The organism is Streptomyces sp. NBC_01257 (genome assembly GCF_035917255.1).
Classification (GTDB): domain Bacteria; phylum Actinomycetota; class Actinomycetes; order Streptomycetales; family Streptomycetaceae; genus Streptomyces.
Genome location: NZ_CP108472.1, coordinates 1,293,925 through 1,310,635, shown reverse-complemented (window position 1 = coordinate 1,310,635; position 16,711 = coordinate 1,293,925). Strand labels below are relative to the sequence as shown.

Genomic DNA, 16,711 nt, shown 5'->3' with positions numbered 1-16,711 from the left:
GAGGACATGACCAGCATCGACGTCAACGAGCTCACCAAGGACTACGGCGCGACCCGTGCCGTGGATCGACTCACGTTCAGCGTGCGGCCCGGCCGGGTCACCGGTTTCCTCGGACCGAACGGGGCGGGCAAATCCACCACGATGCGGCTTGTCCTCGGCCTGGACCGGCCCACCGCCGGCACCGCGACGATCGGCGGCCGGCCCTACGCGGCTCTGGGCGATCCGCTGCGCCACGTCGGGGTACTGCTCGACGCGCAGTCCGCGCACGGCTCGCGGACGGCGCGCAACCACCTCCTCGCCCTGGCCACGAGCAACGGCCTGAGCGGGACAAGAGTCGAGGAAGTCCTGAAGGAGGCCGGACTCGGACAAGTCGGGGGCCGGCGGATCAGAACGTTCTCCCTCGGCATGCGCCAACGCCTGGGCATAGCGGCCGCGCTGCTCGGAGACCCGGAGGTGGTCATGCTCGACGAGCCGTCGAACGGTCTCGACCCCGAAGGCATCGTCTGGATCCGGGAACTGATGAAGCGGCTCGCCCGGGAGGGGCGCACGGTGCTGGTCTCCAGCCACCTGATGAACGAGACGTCGTCCTTCGCCGACCATCTGATCGTCCTGGGGCGGGGCCGGTTGCTGGTCGACCTCCCGATGCGGGAGTTCCTCGACTCCCGGAGCCGGCCCAGCGTCCGGGTACGCACGACCGAACCGGCCCGGTTCGGGGAGGTCCTGGCTCACAAGGGATACCGGGCCGAGCAGAACGAAGACGGCTACTGGACCGTGCACGCGGCGAGAGCGCAGGAAATCGGGGTCCTCGCCGCCGCGGAAGGCCTTCCGGTTCTTCAGCTCACCGACGAACAGGCCACGCTGGAACAGGCCTACCTGGATCTCACCGCCGGTGCGACGGAGTTCGAGTCCGCCGCTGACGGAGCCACCACCCGACAGGAGGCCTGACCATGTCCACCACCGCAGTTCTGCACTCCGAGTGGATCAAGATCAGATCTGTGCGCTCGGTCGCCGGATCTCTGACGGCGGTCTTCCTCGCCACCATGGCTGTCACGGTGCTCACCTTCGCCACGGTCGGCCAGGCCGAGGCGGACAAGGCGGACGCGGACCTCGTCTTCGGAGCCTTCTACGCTTTGAACTTCGGTCAGATCGCCGCCATAAGCTTCGGGGCGACAGCGATCTCGTCCGAGTACGTCAACGGAGCGCTGCGCATCTCGCTGGCAGCGGTTCCACGGCGCACCCTCTTCTACACGGTCAAGATGTCGCTTGTCGGAGGCGCTGTTCTTGCCGTCGGGCTCGTCACCAGCTTCAGTTCATTCCTGACGGGACAGTTGTTTATGGGGGAGTACGCCGTCGGTCTGGGCGAACCGGGCGCCCTTCGGGCCGCTTTCGGCGGCGGGATATATCTCGCCCTGATGGCGCTCTTCGCCGCCGGGCTGACGGTTCTGTTCCGCAGCGCCGTTGCCGTGCTCAGCCTGCTCATCCCCTTCATCCTGATCGCTTCGTTCGTCGTCGGGGATATCGCCGGCGGTGCGGCCGACTATCTGCCCGACCGGGCCGGACAGTTGGTTCTGCACCAGCATGTGGAGAGTAGCCTCGGCCCTTGGACAGGATTGGCCGTCACTGCGGCCTGGGCTGCGGCGGCGCTCCTCGCCGGATGGTGGGCACTGCGGAGCAGGGACGCCTAGACCATGAGGAGGAGCGGTCGGATCGGCGGGAAGGCGGGAATGCCGGAAGACCGGAACGAGATGGCCTAAATCGCCCTAAAGGAAAGGGCAGGGCTTCCGTTGTCAGTGCAGGGCGGTTTACTGACGGCATGACCACCGCACATCACCTCCGCCTCATCGACGGGATGCGCACCCGAGAGTTTCCCGCGGAGCGCATCCGATCGGGTTCGGGAGTCAGCGGGCCCGGCTACCACACGGCATCACTGCACGCCGATGACGACCACTGGGACGACGACGAAGCAGGGCGGCTGGAGCACCGTGTGCAGTGTCTCGCGGAGCACGAGGCGTTGTTCACGTTGCTCGGGGTGCGATGGGGTGAACCACAGCCGATCAGTCTGTGGAGTGCGCAGGAGCGAATGATGTCCGGCGAGGAGATACCCGACCCGTGGGCCGAGATGGTGGCCGGGTGTGAGGAACTGCGCCTCTGGCACATAGACGAGCTCTGGATAGGCCTGGCGCTCTACCTGGAGGAGGGTGGCCCAGGGTGCGAGCTCGGCGTGGTGGTGACCGAGATCGATCCCCCATGATCCCCCTCGCGATCCCGTTCACGATCCCTTTCGGGATGTGAGCGGCCCGGCCGGGGCTTGGAGTGGGGCGTGGGGGCGTCAGCTGTGAGGGTGCGACGAGAACGCACGGAGAGACCGGCAACGTCCGGAGGGACCGGCAACGTCCGCGGGTGATTCCCCTCCATGGGGAGATGCCGGCTGGGTTCGCTCTCTCGCTCACTCGGATTCTCGGTCGTGTCGGGCCAGTGGTGGGGCCGGGTGAATCCAGTAGGCAGACGAATCCAGTAGGCAGACGAATCCGGCAGGCAGACGAATCCGGCAGCCAGTCGCCAGTCGAGAGATCTGCCGGTTGTCAGACGTCGCCAGAGGGACGGCTTGCCGGGTTCGAGTCGACGGCCGTTCGTAGACGTCCGTACTCATCCGCCATTGACTGCACGGTCCAGTGGGCGTTCAAGCCGCTGGGGTTGGGCAGTGCCCAGACGCGGGCGCCACCGATCTTCCGGTCCTGGGGCCCGACCTGTGCCTTCCGCTCGCCGAATGCGGTCCGGTAGGCCGTGATACCGACGACCGCCAGCCACCGCGGCTGAAGCCTCTCGACCTTCGCGGTGAGGATCTGTCCCCCGGCACGGAATTCCTCGGCGGACAGCTCGTCGGCCCGGGCCGTTGCCCTGGCGACCACATTGGTGATGCCCAGCCCATAGCCGAGGAGTTCTGACTGCTCGCTGGGCTTCAACTGCCTGGGAGTGAATCCGGACAGATGGAGCACCGGCCAGAAACGATTACCAGGGAAGGCGAAGTGATGACCTGTGGCACCTGTCATCAAGCTCGGGTTGATTCCGCAGAACAGCACGCGCAGGCCGCCCGCGACCACATCGGGAACCACGCGGTCACGGGCGGCCTGGAGCTCTTCGGGCTTCATCGCGCGATCGTCCGGGCGCTCATCAGAGGATGGAGCCGGGTGTGTAACCGGCGGCCTCCGGGTGCTGCTTGGTCAGCTCCTCGATCCGGGAGACGAGTGCGGTGACCTGGTCGCCCGCCGCGCCCGTGAAGGAGAGCTTGTCGGCCATGAGCTCGTCCAGCTGCCCACGGTCGAGCGGGATGCGCTCGTCCGCTGCCAGCTTGTCCAGCAGCTCGTTGCGCTCCGTGCCCTGCTCGCGCATGGCCAGGGCGGACGCGACCGCGTTCTCCTTGATGGCCTCGTGGGCGACCTCGCGGCCGACACCTGCACGGACCGCGCCCATCAGGACCTTGGTCGTGGCGAGGAAGGGAAGGTAGCGGTCCAGCTCGCGGGCGACGACGGCCGGGAAGGCGCCGAACTCGTCGAGCACCGTCAGGAAGGTCTCGAGGAGACCGTCGAACGCGAAGAACGCGTCGGGAAGGGCCACCCTGCGGACCACGGAGCAGGACACGTCGCCCTCGTTCCACTGGTCACCGGCCAGTTCACCGGTCATCGACGCGTAACCGCGAAGGATCACCATCAGGCCGTTGACGCGCTCGCAGGAGCGGGTGTTCATCTTGTGCGGCATGGCGGAGGAGCCGACCTGGCCCGGCTTGAAGCCCTCGGTCACCAGCTCGTGGCCTGCCATCAGGCGGATGGTCTTCGCGACCGACGAAGGAGCCGCGGCCAGCTGCACCAGGGCCGTCACCACGTCGTAGTCGAGCGAGCGCGGGTAGACCTGGCCCACCGAGGTGAAGGCCTGGGCGAAGCCGAGGTGTCCGGCGATGCGCTGCTCCAGGTCGGCGAGCTTTTCCGCATCGCCGCCCAGCAGGTCGAGCATGTCCTGAGCCGTGCCGACGGGGCCCTTGATCCCACGCAGCGGGTAGCGGCCCAGCAGGTCCTCGAGCCGGCCGTACGCAACGAGGAGTTCGTCCGCCGCGGTCGCGAAGCGCTTGCCGAGCGTCGTCGCCTGCGCGGCGACGTTGTGGGACCGGCCGGCGATGACCAGCTCGCGGTACTCACCGGCGAGCTTTCCGAGCCGGGCCAGGACGGCGACCGTACGGTCGCGCATCAGCTCCAGGGACAGCCGGATCTGAAGCTGCTCGACGTTCTCGGTCAGGTCGCGGGACGTCATGCCCTTGTGGACCTGCTCGTGGCCGGCGAGGGCATTGAACTCCTCGATGCGGGCCTTGACGTCGTGCCGGGTCACCTTCTCGCGCTCGGCGATCGAGGCCAGATCGACATGGTCGAGGACGCGCTCGTAATCGGCGAGGGCCGCGTCGGGTACCTCGATCCCGAGGTCCTTCTGGGCGCGCAGCACCGCCAGCCACAGCTGACGTTCCAGCTTCACCTTCTGCTCGGGGGACCAGAGGACAGCCAGCTCCGTAGAGGCGTAGCGGCCGGCCAGGACATTGGGGATGCGAGGCTTCGCAGACACAGCAGTCACGTGTGCAGATTCTACTGGCGGTTTATGCAGGTCGGCGCCGCACCCCGGTTTGTGGGTTGCTACGAGCGTGCGGACGGAGACACAGGGCCAGACACAGCCGTGGACTCAGGCGTGGACGCGGACGCGCGCACAGACGCAGACGCGGACGCGGACGCGGGCACGCACGCAGACAGAGACACAGCCGCGAATGTGGGAGCCGGCAGCCGGGGCTGTGCCCCGCTGCCCTTCTCGGTGGGTCTGCTACTCGTCCGCGTCCAGGCGGCGCCAGGTGGCCACGGGGCCCGGAGCGGCAGCGTCCTCCGGGGTGACCCAGAAGGCCCGTCCCAGCTCGGCGCTGAACTGCGCTCCCGTCCTGCCGTCACCCGACGAGCGTCCGGTCAGGCGCCGCCCGATCCAGGGGAACAGGTGCTGGCGGGCGAACCGCAGGTCGTCGACCCGCCGGGTGGCCCAGCGCGGCGGGACCGCGGAGGGCAGTACCGTCTGCCAGTCGTCCTCCGGCGGCAGCCCCAGCTTCTGCCAGACCGCCTCGGACACCCTCCGGTGCCCCTCGGCGGTCAGGTGGAGACGGTCGACGTCCCACATCCTGGGGTCGCCCAGCACGGCGGACCCGTAAAGATCGACGACGACTGCATCGTGCCGGGCGGCCAGATCGTCGACCAGGGTGAAGAGCTCTTCCATCCGTGGCCGGAAGCGCTCCATCACCGGTCCGTTGCGTCCGGGGCTGCGCATCAGCACGAGCTTCTTGCAGGAGGGAGCGAGGCGCTCCACGGCCTCTTCCATCCGGCCGCGGACCATGCCCATGTCGCACTTGGGCCGCAGGGTGTCGTTCAGGCCGCCGACCAGCGTCACCACGTCCGCCTGCATGGCCGCTGCCACGTCCACCTGCTCGTCCACGATCTGGCCGATGAGCTTCCCGCGCACGGCGAGATTGGCGTAGCGGAATCCGGGGGTGCGGGTGGCAAGCCGGGTGGCAAGGATGTCGGCCCAGCCCCCGTACGAGCCGTCGGGCAGGAGGTCCGACATGCCCTCGGTGAACGAGTCGCCGACCGCGACGAGACTGGTGTATTCGGCATTCATTTCCATGGCGCTGTGATCGTATCGCGGTGCGCTCCACCGCTTGCCGGGAGCCAGTGGCCGCACCGCTCCTGCGCCCGGTCCCGCGCCCTCGGGGGGAGGCGGGACCGGACACCGGCGCCGGGGTGGGTGCCGGGGCCGGGGTCAGCGCGGCTGTGCCCGGCCCACGAGTTCCCGGAGCACGTCCTCCATCGTGACCATGCCGGCCAGCCGGTCGTCCTCGTCGAGAACGGCCGCCAGATGCGTACGGCTGCGGCGGAGAGCGGTCAGTACGTCGTCGAGCGGTGTCGCCGCCCGTACCCGGGCGATGGGCCGCATCGCGGTCACCGGGAACGGCATGTCACGGGGGGTGACGTCGAGGGCGTCCTTCACATGGAGGTAGCCCAGGATCCGCTGTTCGCTGTCCATGACCGGGAATCGAGAGAACCCGGTCTCGGACGAGAGCCGCTCCAGTTCCTCGGGCGTCGTCCCGACCCTCGTGTACATCACCCGGTCCACCGGCAGCACCACGTCCCGCACCGGCCTGCGCCCCAGTTCCAGCGCATGGTGCAGGCGCTCGGCCGCCCTGTCGTCGACCAGTCCCGCGTCGCCGGCGTCCTTGACGAGTCTGGCCAGCTCGTCGTCCGAGAAGGTGGCCGACACCTCGTCCTTTGTCTCCACCCGCAACAGCTTCAGCAGCAAGTTGGCGAAGGCGTTGATCGCGAAGATCACCGGTCGCAGCGCCCGGGCCAGCGTCACCAGCGGAGGCCCGAGCAGCAGAGCGGTGCGCACGGGCTCGGCCAGTGCGATGTTCTTCGGCACCATCTCGCCCAGCAGCATGTGGAGGTACGTGGCCACCGACAGCGCGATCACGAACGAGATCGGATGGACCAGGCCGTGCGGCACGCCCACGGCGTCGAAGAGAGGTTCCAGCAGATGCGCGATGGCGGGCTCGGCCACGATGCCGAGAACCAGGGTGCACAGCGTGATGCCGAGCTGTGCCGCCGCGAGCAGCGCCGACACGTGCTCGAGCCCCCAGATGACGCTTCGTGCCCTCCGGTTCCCCTCTTCGGCCTGCGGTTCGATCTGACTCCGCCGCACGGAGATGAGAGCGAACTCCGCACCGACGAAGAACGCGTTCACGACGAGGGTCATCAGGCCGATGAAAAGCTGTACGGCGGTCATCGCTCGTCCTCCGACGGCTCGTCGGAACCGGGGAGCGGCGCGTGCAGCAGGGCCCGTGCGGCGCGGCGCCCGGAGGCGTCCACCACGTCGAGGCGCCAGCCGGCCAGGTCGATCGAGTCACCGACGGCCGGGATGCGGCCCACCTCTGTGGCGATCAGCCCGGCGAGGGTCTCGTACGGTCCGTCCGGCACTCTCAGGCCGATCCTCTGCAGTTGGTCGGTGCGGGCGGCGCCGTCCGCCGACCACAGGGTGCGTCCGTCGGCGTCCTCGCCGGCCGGTGCGAGGTCGGGAGTCTCATGCGGGTCGTGCTCGTCCCGCACCTCGCCGACGACCTCCTCGACGATGTCCTCGAGCGTCACGACACCCGCTGTGCCTCCGTACTCGTCGATGACGACCGCCATGGCGAGCTTGCCGGACAGCCTGTCCAGCAGCCGGTCCACGGTCAGGGTCTCCGGCACGAGCAGCGGCTCACGCAGCATCTCCGAGACCCGTTTACGGGGCCTCTGCTCCGCGGGGATCGCGAGCACGTCCTTGATGTGGGCCACACCGACGACGGTGTCGAGGCTGCCCCGGTACACGGGGAAGCGGGACAGCCCGGTCGCCCGTGTGGCGTTGGCGACGTCCTCCGCCGTCGCGCGCACCTCCAGCGCGGTGACCTGCACCCGCGGAGTCATGACGTTCTCCGCGGTCAGCTCCGCCAGGTTGAGGGTCCGGACGAAGAGCTCCGCGGTGTCGGCCTCCAGGGCGCCCGCCTTGGCGGAGTGGCGGGCGAGCGCCACCAGCTCCTGCGGGCTGCGGGCGGTGGCCAGCTCCTCCGCCGGTTCGAGGCCGAAGCGGCGCACGATGTGGTTGGCGGTGTTGTTGAGGTGGCTGATGAAGGGCCGGAAGAGAGCGGTGAACGCCCGCTGCGGGGTGGCCACCGTCTTCGCCACGGCGAGTGGCGACGAGATGGCCCAGTTCTTCGGGACGAGCTCACCGACCACCATGAGGAACACGGTGGACAGGGCGGTTCCGATGACGAGAGCCACGGACGACGACACGCTGGGCGACAGCCCGATGGCTTCGACCGGGCCACGGATCAGTTTCGCGATGGACGATTCGGAGAGCATGCCGACCACCAGATTGGTGACGGTGATGCCCAGCTGGGCCCCGGAGAGCTGGAAGGTGAGGCTGCGTACCGCCTTCATGGCGCTGGAGGCGCCCCGTTCCCCCTGCTCCACAGCCCGTTCGAGCTGGCCGCGTTCGACCGTGGTGAGGGAGAACTCCGCCGCGACGAAGGCGCCGCAGGCAAGGGAGAGCAGTACTGCCACGAGCAGCAGAAGCACTTCGGTCATCGGTTCACCTCCGTCCCATGATCGGGCAGGGACTGAAGGATCGCGCGATGTCGGCGATATCGGCTACTGGGAGGCTCGCCCATGGGCGGACGCTCACACCTTTCGTCAGGGTCGTCAGGAGAGACCCCATAGTAAAGGATCGGCAAAGAAGTGTGGTCGAGAGGGCCGCTCCAGCTGCTCGGGCGTCATCCCGACCCTCGGGTACATCACCTGGTCCACCGGTTCCGGCGGCCTGGCCCCTGTCTGCCCCCGGTACGGCTTCCTAGTCCTGGAACGGTTTGATCCAGCGCCGCCAGTGGTCCTCGCGGTGGTAGCCGGCCGCGGCCCATGCGTACTGGGCTCGCTCATTGGCTTCCAGGACCATGGCGTCCGCTCGGCGTCCACCGAGGGCACTGAACCGCTCCTCCACCGCGGCCAGCAGTGCCGTGGAGATGCCCTGCCGGCGGAACCGGGGATGTACGGCCAGCCGGTAGACGGAACACCGCCAGCCGTCGAAGCCGGCGATGACGGTTCCCACGAGCAGACCGTCACGTTCCGCCAGGAGCAGGGCTTCGGGGTCCCGCGTGATGAGGCGGGACACGCCGTCGTGGTCGTCGCTGATGCTGGTTCCCTCTGCCGCCTCGCGCCAGAACCGCAGCACGCTGTCGATGTCGGCGAGGGTGGCGCAGCGCATATGGAGATCACTCATGGGGCGAGCCAAGCAGAGTGTCACTCCGATGGGCGAATGTATTCCGTGCGGGCGCGGGACTGCGTGGGATCCGCCGGCTCAGCGGAGATGCACCGGGAGCGACTCGATGCCGTAGACGATGGACAGCTTCCGGAAGCTGAGCTCCTGCGGCGGCACGGCGAGCCGCATGCCGGGAAAGCGCCGGGCCAGTGCCGGGAAGGCGACACGCAGTTCCATGCGGGCCAGTTCGGCGCCGATGCAGCGGTGGATGCCGTGGCCGAAGGCCAGATGGCCGGCCGGGGTGGCTCGGTGCGGGTCGAAGCCCCCGTCGTCCATGACGTACGACAGATCGCGATTCGCGCCGCTCAGGGAGCAGAGGACCATGTCGCCGCGCGGAATGACCACCCCGGCTATCTCGATGTCCCGACGGGCGAACCGGGGGAAGGCCATCTGGACCGCGGAGAGATAGCGCAGCACCTCTTCGACGAACGGCGGGGTCATTGTGTCGTCCGTTCGCAGACGCTCCAGGACGTCCCTGTTCTGCAGCAGTACGAGGGAGCCGAGAGCGATCGTGCTGGCCGTCGTCTCGAAGCCGCCGGTGAGCACGCCGTCGGCGAGGCCCGCGAGTTCCTCGTCGTCGACGCTGTCCCCGTGCTCCCGCACGATCATGCCGAGCAGACCGTCCCCCGGCTTCTGCCGCTGCGCCCTGACGACCTCCCTGAAGTACTCCAGGGACGCGGACATGGCACCGAAGGGAGCGGTGGTCCCGCCGAAGAGGTCGAAGCGGTCCATGGCCAGCTGCTGGAAGTCGTGCCGGTCGCCGTACGGGACGCCGAGCAGTTCGCAGATGGTGAGGGAGGGGACGGGCAGGGCGAACTCGTGCACCAGGTCGACCGGTCCGCCCGCGGCCTCCATCGCGTCCAGTCGCTCCTCGACGATCGCTTCGATCCGCGGCGTCAGTCGCCGCAGGCGGCGCATGGTGAACTCCGGGGTCAGAATGCGGCGCAACCGTGTGTGGACCGGCGGATCGCTGAATCCGAGCCCGCCGGGGCTCTGCTCGGCGGCGATTCCGGCATTGCCCGCGAGGTTGGCGAAGTCGGTGCTGAACCCGTCGGCGGAGCCGAGCACGGCCTTCGACTCCTCATAGCCGGTGACCACCCAGGCGTCCATGCCGAACGGCAGGGTGACCTTGGAGACCGGGGCCTCCGCCCGGGTCGCGGCCAGACGCTTCACGGGATCCAGGCCGTCGCGGCGCAGGAGCATCAGCAACTCCTCGGGGAGCAGCCTGATCGTGGAGGAGCCGATTCCGTGCCGCTGGATCCTGGCCAGGTAGGTGCGCCCGAGCCGGGCGGTGATTCGGGAACGGAACGTCGTACTCAATGTGCACTCCATGAGTCGTCGCGAGATCTGGTCGGTTGGCGGGTGTGCGCCGCCAGGACGTGGCCGACTGCGCTGACTTCGGCTTCCTGACCAGGAATTATGACCACCTGTTCTATGGAGGGGGCGGTCGGGTGCGGTATCCGTCGCTCATGCTTCGACGGTACGGGCGCGAGCGCCTCGACGCCTGGGGCGGACGGGTGCCTCGATATGCCAGGTGGCCGGGGTGCTGCGGCCCCGTGGGGCGCTCGGCCGGGCCGATTCCGGCCACGGGTTTCTCCCGCCGGTCCGCTCCTCTTGCCGGTGCTAGCAATCCCGCGCTAGCGTGATGAAGTGCCCAAGACTCAGCTGAACGTTCGAGTGGACGAGGCCACCGCCGAGGCCGCGCGGCAGCGCGCGCTCCAAAGGGGGATGAGCGTGAACCGCTACATAGAGGAGCTCGTCAAACAGGACGCGGGCGAGGTCGGCCATACATTCGTCGAGGCCGCCGCCGATTTCATGAAGCAGTACGAATCGGTGTTCGCCGAGGAGTTCGGCCCGGAGCGCAAAGGGACCCGTTGAACCTCCGGATTCACCTCTCCTGGCTGCTCATGGTCGCGGAGCACAAGACGCCCGGTGATCCCCAGGTCACCGACTGGGGCGCGCTGGTCGCCGCGGTCGCACGGCACGAGGCGGAGATCTTCGGCAGTCCCGTCTACAGCGATCCGCACTCCAGGGCGGCCGCACTGCTGCAGTTGCTGCTGCACGTCCCCGCGCTGGAGCGGTCCAACGCGATGTTCGCGTCCGCCGTCGCCTACGGATACCTCGTCGCGTCGGGGCTGAAGGTCATCACCTCGCCCGAACAGGTGCGTGACCTGGCGTTGCTGGTCAAGGAGGGCAAGGCGGACGTCCGGGCCATCGCCGACGAGCTCCGTCAGTGGAGCCTGTGACCCGGGAGACCCGGGTGATACCTGGGTGACCCGAGCGACCCGGGCGCCTTCCGGCGGCAGCGGAGCGCGCCGGGGCGGGTCCCGGCCGCCCGGCCGCGAAAGCCGTGTGCAAGTCCCCGCGTGCCGGACTGCGGCCGTCATACATGAGCGCCCCGCAAAGCCGTCAGCGGAGGTCCTGCCGTCCCCGGTCCACCACGGCCGACCGCCGTGCCACGCCCAGCACGCACGAGGACGTGGGGAGCCGGATTCCGCGCTCCGGCAGATTGACCCTGCGGTACGTCTCGACGACGAACCCGGCCGCCTCGATGGCGGCCAGCGCGTCGCGCGAGGTGTGACAGCCCCCGGCCACCCGCGGCCACACGGTCCGGTCCAGCGCCCGCTGGGTGGCGGCCATGAACCGGCCGTCGGCCCGCACGTGCTCGAAGAAGCGCAGCTCACCCCCCGGCCGCACGACACGCCGGATCTCGGCGAGCGACTGCTGCACATCGCGTACGGTGCACAGCACGAGCGAGGCCACGACCCCGTCGAACGCCTCGCTCTTCACCGGAAGCGCCTCCGCCGTACCCGGCACCACATCCACCGGGATTCCGGCCCGCAGGGCGGACCGCACCGCCAACTGCCGCAGCATGCGCTCGGGTTCGATCGCCACCACCTCGGACACCGCCGGCGGGTAGTGGGCGAAGTTCAGACCGTTGCCCGCGCCGATCTCGATGACCCGCCCCGACAGTCCGGACAGCAGCTCCGCCCTTACGGCGGCCAGGCCTCCGGCGGACTCCGCGGCCACGCTCAGCCGGGCGTAGCACCGGGCGAAGACGGGGTGGTGCACCGCATCCTGCGGGATCTTCGTGCTCCGCAACCGCATGACGGACCTCCTCGACGGGCCGGTCCGAGCGGGCCGGCGCGACGGTGTACGCCGCGTGCGGGACCGCTCGGCCGGAAAGGTTCGGCTACCTCGATTCTGCCCCGTCGGCGCGGCCCCGTCCTGCGCCGCACACCGCTCAGTCGGGCATCCGGGTCCCGCCCAGCCGCCCGTCCAGCCAACTTCCGGCCCTGGCACGGAAGTCCGCGGGATCCAGCGCTCCCGCACCCGCCGGGACGACGCCCAGCAGCGGCGCGTCCGCGGCCACCGGGAGGTCCGCCAGATTGCAGCGTTCCGCCAGGTCCGGTTCGGCGGGCATGCTGCCGACCACCACACCGAGGCAGCCGAGCCCCCGGGCGCGCAGCGCCTCCGAGGTCAGCGCCGTGGAGTTGAGCGTGCCGAGCCCGGCCGGTGCCACCACCAGCACCGGAGCCGCCAGCAGCCGGGCGGCGTCCGCCAGGGTCGCACCCTCGTCGTCGAACCGTACGAGCAGGCCGCCCGCACCCTCGACGAGCACCAGATCGTGGTCGGTCGACAGCTTCTCGGCGGCCTCGGCGACCTCGAACGGACGGACCGGTGGCATGGCGGCCCGACGGGCGGCCGTGGCAGGGGCCAACGGCTCCGGGAAACGGGCCAGTTCGACCGCCGTCACGTGTGGGCCCGCGAGCCGCGCGACTTCTGCGGCGTCGCCGGGTTCGCCAGGCTCCAGACCCGTCTGGGCGGGCTTGAGCACCGCCACCCGGCGGCCGGCGGACGCGGCCGCCACCGCCGCGGTCACGATCGTCTTGCCGATCTCGGTGCCCGTCCCCGTCACCACGAGAATGTTCATCTCAGCCCTCCCGCGCCGCAGCGCACACGGCGCGGCAGATCCGCGCCACATCGTCGTCACCGGTGACATACGGCGGCATGGTGTAGACGAGATCGCGGAACGGCCGCAGCCACACGCCCTCGCGCACCGCCGCCCGCGTCGCGGCCTCCATGTCCACCTCGTGATCGAGCTGGACGACACCGATGGCGCCCAGCACCCGCACATCGCGGACCCCGGGCAGTTCCTCCGCCGGGGCCAGACCGTCGCGCAGACCCGCCCCGATCCGCTTGACCTCCCGCTCCCAGTCCTGGCCGAGCAGCAGGTCGATGGAGGCGCAGGCCACCGCCGATGCGAGCGGATTGCCCATGAACGTCGGCCCGTGGGCGAGCACCGGCACCTCGCCGCGCGAGATGCCGTCGGCCACCGCGGTCGTGCACAGGGTCGCCGCCATCGTCAGATAACCGCCGGTCAGAGCCTTGCCCACGCACATCACGTCGGGTGCGACGCCGGCGTGCTCGGCGGCGAACAGCTTGCCCGTGCGTCCGAAACCCGTCGCGATCTCGTCGAACACCAGCAGGACGCCGTGCGCGTCGCAGGCCTCGCGCAGGACGCGCAGATAGCCGGGCGAGTGGAAGCGCATCCCGCCCGCCCCCTGCACCACGGGTTCCACGATCACCGCGGCCAGCTCGTCGGCGTGCCGGGCGATGAGCTCCCGCAGGTGCGTCGCGTAGGCGGCGTCCGGCTCCGCGTCGAAGCCGGCCGGCGGCTCGTCGGCGAAGACCTGGCGCGGCAGCGCACCCGACCAGAGTTCGTGCATGCCGCCTTCGGGGTCGCACACCGACATCGGCTGCCAGGTGTCCCCGTGGTACCCGCCGCGCCAGGTCAGCAGCCGTTGCTTGGCCGGTCTGCCGGCCGAGCGCCAGTACTGGAGGCACATCTTCACGGCGACCTCGACGGACACGGAGCCGGAGTCGGCGAGGAAGACGTGCTGCAACGGCTCCGGAGTGATCTCGACCAGCCGGGCGGCCAGCCGTACGGCGGGCTCGTGCGTGAGCCCGCCGAACATCACATGGCTCATCCGGTCCAGCTGGCCGCGTGCCGCCTCGTTCAGCACCGGGTGGTTGTACCCGTGCACGGCCGACCACCACGACGACATGCCGTCGACCAACTCGTGCTGCCCGTGGGCGGGTTCGGCGAGCCGGAGGCGCACCCCGGACGCGGACTCCACGACCAGCGGTTCCTGCCGGCCCGGCATGGGGCCGTACGGATGCCAGACATGGGCCCGGTCCAGGGCGCGCAGGCCCGCCGGAGAGAGCGGCTCAGGCATTGGGTGCGAGATCCGTCCCCGCGCCGCGGCGGCGGACCGCCACCAGGTCGGTGCGTGCTCCCGGAACCTCCGCCTCCTGCGCGGCGACCGCCTCGGGGGCATCGCCGCAGGGCGCGCATCCGCCGGAGTGCGAACCGCACCCGCTCTGCGCCCCCGCGCCCGCGTCGGCGTGCGATCCGCAGCCGCCGCCCGTCTCCGAACCTCCGGCGGCGTGCGATCCGCAGCCGGCTCCGGCGTCCGCACGGTGGCGGGGGAGCGTCGTCGTGCCGGCGCCCTCCACCTCGAAGCCCGCGTCCGCGATCATGTCGAGGTCGGCCTGTCCCGCCTGGCCCTCACTGGTCAGGTAGTCGCCCAGGAAGATCGAGTTGACCAGGTGCAGGGCCAGCGGCTGCATCGAGCGCAGATGCACCTCGCGGCCGCCCGCGAGCCGTACCTCCACGTCCGGGCAGACGAACCGCACCATCGCCAGGATCCGCAGGCAGCGCTGCGGCGTCAGGTTCCACTCCTTGGCGAGCGGGGTTCCCTCGAACGGGATGAGGAAGTTGACGGGCACCGAGTCCGGGTCGAGGTCGCGCAGGGCGAACACCACGTCGACCAGGTCGGTGTCGCTCTCGCCCATGCCCGCGATGAGCCCGGAGCAGGCGGAGAGCCCGGCGGCCTGCGCCTGGTGCACCGTCTCGACGCGGTCCGCGTAGGTGTGGGTGGTGGTGATCTCCCCGTACGTCCCCTCGGACGTGTTGAGGTTGTGGTTGTAGGCGTCCGCGCCCGCCGACCGCAGCCGGCCCGCCTGGCCCTCGGAGAGCAGACCGAGACAGGCGCACACCTCGACGCCCTCGTTCTGTTCCTTGATCGCCTCGATGGTCTGCGACACCCGGTCGACGTCGCGGTCGGTCGGGCCCCGGCCGCTGGCGACCAGGCAGACGCGCTTGGCGCCGCCGGCCACACCGGCCGCCGCAGCCTTCGACGCCTCGTCCGGCTTCAGCCAGGTGTACTTGAGGATCTCGGCCTTGGAGCCCAGCCGCTGGGAGCAGTACGAGCAGTCCTCGGGGCAGAGCCCGGACTTCAGATTGACCAGATAGTTGAGTTTCACCCGCCGCCCGAACCACTGACGGCGCACCTTTCCGGCCGCGGCCACCACGTCGAGCAGTTCGTCGTCCGGGGTCGCCAGTACGGCGAGCGCTTCTTCACGGGTCGGCAGCTCGCGCCGCAGCCCCTTGTCCACCAGCGTGTTCAGGAGGTCCATGGCGATGATCCTGACGCACGGCACCGCCCCGAGCCAAGGAGGAACCGGACAACAGAGCCCGTAGAGGGTGTGTGCATTGCCACACCATGCCCGGCTGCGCCCCCGGTTAGGGTCTGTGAGCTGCCTACAAAAGGGACCCGCCCATGTCCTTCGCCCCGTTCGACTGGATCGACGAGGAGGCGCGCCGCCGCGCGGACGCCGGACTCGTCCGTACGCTCCGGCCGCGGTCCGCCGAACCGGAACTGCTGGACCTCGCGAGCAACGACTACCTCGGCCTGACCCGGCATCCGGAGGTGACCGAGGCGGCCGCCGACGCGGCGCGCCGCTGGGGTGGTGGCGCCACCGGCTCCCGGCTGGTCACCGGTTCCACCGCGCTGCACGCCGAGCTGGAACACAAACTGGCCGAATTCTGCGGTTTCGAGGCCGCACTGGTGCTGTCCTCGGGCTACGCCGCCAACCTCGCGGCGCTCACCGCCCTGACCGCCCGGGGCTCCCTGATCGTCTCGGACGCGGGCAACCACGCCTCGATCGTCGACGGCTGCCGGCTCTCGCGTGCCGAGACCGCCGTCGTGCCGCACGCCGACCCCGAGGCGGTGCGCAAGACCCTGCACACGCACCGGGGCAGGGCGCTGGCGGTCACCGACTCGGTCTTCTCGGTCGACGGGGACGCCGCACCGCTGGCCGAACTGGCCGCGGCCTGTCGTGCCGAGGACGCGGCTCTGCTCGTCGACGACGCGCACGGCCTGGGCGTACTCGGGGACGGCGGCCGTGGCGCGCTCGCCGCGGCCGGTCTGGCCGGCGGCGACGGCATCGTCACCACGCTCACCCTCTCCAAGTCCCTGGGCAGCCAGGGCGGGGCGGTGCTGGGACCGGCCCGTGTCATCGACCACCTGGTCAACACCGCCCGGACGTTCATCTTCGACACCGGGCTTGCACCGGCCGCCGTCGGCGCCGCCCTGGGCAGCCTGCGACTGCTGCGCCGGGAACCGGGACGTGCGGACCGGGCCCGTACGGTCGCCACCGCGCTGTACGAGCAGCTGACCGGAGCCGGTCTGACCGCTGTCCGCCCCGACGCGGCCGTGGTCTCCGTGCGCGCGCCCTCCGCCGATGCCGCCGTGCGCTGGGCGGCGGACTGCCGGGCGGCCGGCATGGCGGTCGGCTGCTTCCGGCCGCCGTCCGTGCCGGACGGCATCTCCCGGCTGAGGCTGACCGCGCGCGCCGATCTCACGGATGAGCAGATCGCCCGTGCGGTGGCGACGATCCGGCGGACGGCACCGGCCGGCTGACCGGCCCGGCGGCCGGTCGGGGCCGGGAC

17 protein-coding genes are annotated in these 16,711 nt (G+C 70.2%); 6 read left to right on the top strand and 11 right to left on the bottom strand.

Annotated features, from left to right (window positions below; genetic code table 11):
* Window positions 1–6: 6 nt before the first annotated feature.
* From OG408_RS05670 to OG408_RS05660, 3 genes are all read left to right on the top strand, one after another.
* Window positions 7–945: an ABC transporter ATP-binding protein gene (locus tag OG408_RS05670; RefSeq protein ID WP_266776082.1), complete on the top strand. Its 939-nt coding sequence runs from the start codon at window positions 7–9 to the stop codon at window positions 943–945.
* 2 nt (window positions 946–947) lie between these two features.
* Window positions 948–1,685: an ABC transporter permease gene (locus OG408_RS05665; RefSeq protein WP_326668587.1), complete on the top strand. Its 738-nt coding sequence runs from the start codon at window positions 948–950 to the stop codon at window positions 1,683–1,685.
* A gap of 128 nt (window positions 1,686–1,813) precedes the next feature.
* The gene (locus OG408_RS05660) at window positions 1,814–2,251 is read left to right on the top strand and encodes a hypothetical protein (RefSeq protein ID WP_266776078.1); all 438 of its coding nucleotides are present in this window, start codon (window positions 1,814–1,816) and stop codon (window positions 2,249–2,251) included.
* A gap of 331 nt (window positions 2,252–2,582) precedes the next feature.
* Here the strand turns inward: OG408_RS05660 and mug are convergent, their stop codons facing one another.
* The 7 genes from mug to OG408_RS05625 form a co-directional block, all read right to left on the bottom strand.
* A complete protein-coding gene (mug, locus tag OG408_RS05655) occupies window positions 2,583–3,149 on the bottom strand; it encodes a G/U mismatch-specific DNA glycosylase (protein WP_266776076.1) in 567 nt (188 codons plus the stop codon).
* Window positions 3,150–3,171: 22 nt separating this feature from the next.
* Window positions 3,172–4,614, bottom strand: a complete 1,443-nt coding sequence (gene purB, locus OG408_RS05650; protein WP_326668585.1) for an adenylosuccinate lyase — start codon at window positions 4,612–4,614, stop codon at window positions 3,172–3,174.
* Between the two features lie 240 nt (window positions 4,615–4,854).
* Window positions 4,855–5,697 (bottom strand): SGNH/GDSL hydrolase family protein, encoded by an 843-nt coding sequence (locus OG408_RS05645; RefSeq protein ID WP_285566973.1) that lies wholly within the window; start codon window positions 5,695–5,697, stop codon window positions 4,855–4,857.
* A gap of 135 nt (window positions 5,698–5,832) precedes the next feature.
* On the bottom strand, window positions 5,833–6,852 hold the full coding sequence (locus OG408_RS05640) for a hemolysin family protein (RefSeq protein ID WP_266776070.1): 1,020 nt from the start codon (window positions 6,850–6,852) through the stop codon (window positions 5,833–5,835).
* Window positions 6,849–8,186 (bottom strand): hemolysin family protein, encoded by a 1,338-nt coding sequence (locus OG408_RS05635; protein ID WP_266776068.1) that lies wholly within the window; start codon window positions 8,184–8,186, stop codon window positions 6,849–6,851. The genes OG408_RS05640 and OG408_RS05635 overlap by 4 nt, the downstream gene beginning before the upstream one ends.
* A gap of 262 nt (window positions 8,187–8,448) precedes the next feature.
* Window positions 8,449–8,874, bottom strand: a complete 426-nt coding sequence (locus tag OG408_RS05630; protein ID WP_285566970.1) for a GNAT family N-acetyltransferase — start codon at window positions 8,872–8,874, stop codon at window positions 8,449–8,451.
* Window positions 8,875–8,952: 78 nt separating this feature from the next.
* Complete coding sequence (locus OG408_RS05625; protein WP_266776064.1) at window positions 8,953–10,233, bottom strand: cytochrome P450; 1,281 nt, start codon at window positions 10,231–10,233, stop codon at window positions 8,953–8,955.
* A gap of 330 nt (window positions 10,234–10,563) precedes the next feature.
* Between OG408_RS05625 and OG408_RS05620 the strand changes: the two genes are divergently transcribed.
* Complete coding sequence (locus OG408_RS05620; protein WP_030921856.1) at window positions 10,564–10,791, top strand: hypothetical protein; 228 nt, start codon at window positions 10,564–10,566, stop codon at window positions 10,789–10,791.
* A complete protein-coding gene (locus OG408_RS05615; RefSeq protein WP_145767569.1) occupies window positions 10,788–11,159 on the top strand; it encodes a fic family toxin-antitoxin system, toxin component in 372 nt (123 codons plus the stop codon). Before OG408_RS05620 ends, OG408_RS05615 begins: the two co-directional genes overlap by 4 nt.
* Window positions 11,160–11,322: 163 nt before the next feature.
* Here OG408_RS05615 and OG408_RS05610 read toward each other — a convergent pair whose 3' ends face one another.
* From OG408_RS05610 to bioB, 4 genes are all read right to left on the bottom strand, one after another.
* Window positions 11,323–12,021: a class I SAM-dependent methyltransferase gene (locus OG408_RS05610; RefSeq protein WP_326668582.1), complete on the bottom strand. Its 699-nt coding sequence runs from the start codon at window positions 12,019–12,021 to the stop codon at window positions 11,323–11,325.
* Window positions 12,022–12,157: 136 nt separating this feature from the next.
* Window positions 12,158–12,847 carry a dethiobiotin synthase gene (gene bioD / locus OG408_RS05605; protein WP_326668580.1) on the bottom strand — a complete coding sequence of 230 codons (690 nt, stop codon included), beginning with the start codon at window positions 12,845–12,847 and terminating at the stop codon, window positions 12,158–12,160.
* Window position 12,848: 1 nt separating this feature from the next.
* Window positions 12,849–14,153, bottom strand: a complete 1,305-nt coding sequence (locus OG408_RS05600; RefSeq protein ID WP_266776055.1) for an adenosylmethionine--8-amino-7-oxononanoate transaminase — start codon at window positions 14,151–14,153, stop codon at window positions 12,849–12,851.
* Window positions 14,146–15,396, bottom strand: coding sequence for a biotin synthase BioB (bioB, locus tag OG408_RS05595; RefSeq protein WP_266776053.1), 1,251 nt, complete (start codon window positions 15,394–15,396; stop codon window positions 14,146–14,148). Before bioB ends, OG408_RS05600 begins: the two co-directional genes overlap by 8 nt.
* 143 nt (window positions 15,397–15,539) lie before the next feature.
* Between bioB and OG408_RS05590 the strand changes: the two genes are divergently transcribed.
* Window positions 15,540–16,682 (top strand): 8-amino-7-oxononanoate synthase, encoded by a 1,143-nt coding sequence (locus tag OG408_RS05590; protein ID WP_326668575.1) that lies wholly within the window; start codon window positions 15,540–15,542, stop codon window positions 16,680–16,682.
* Window positions 16,683–16,711 lie beyond the last annotated feature (29 nt).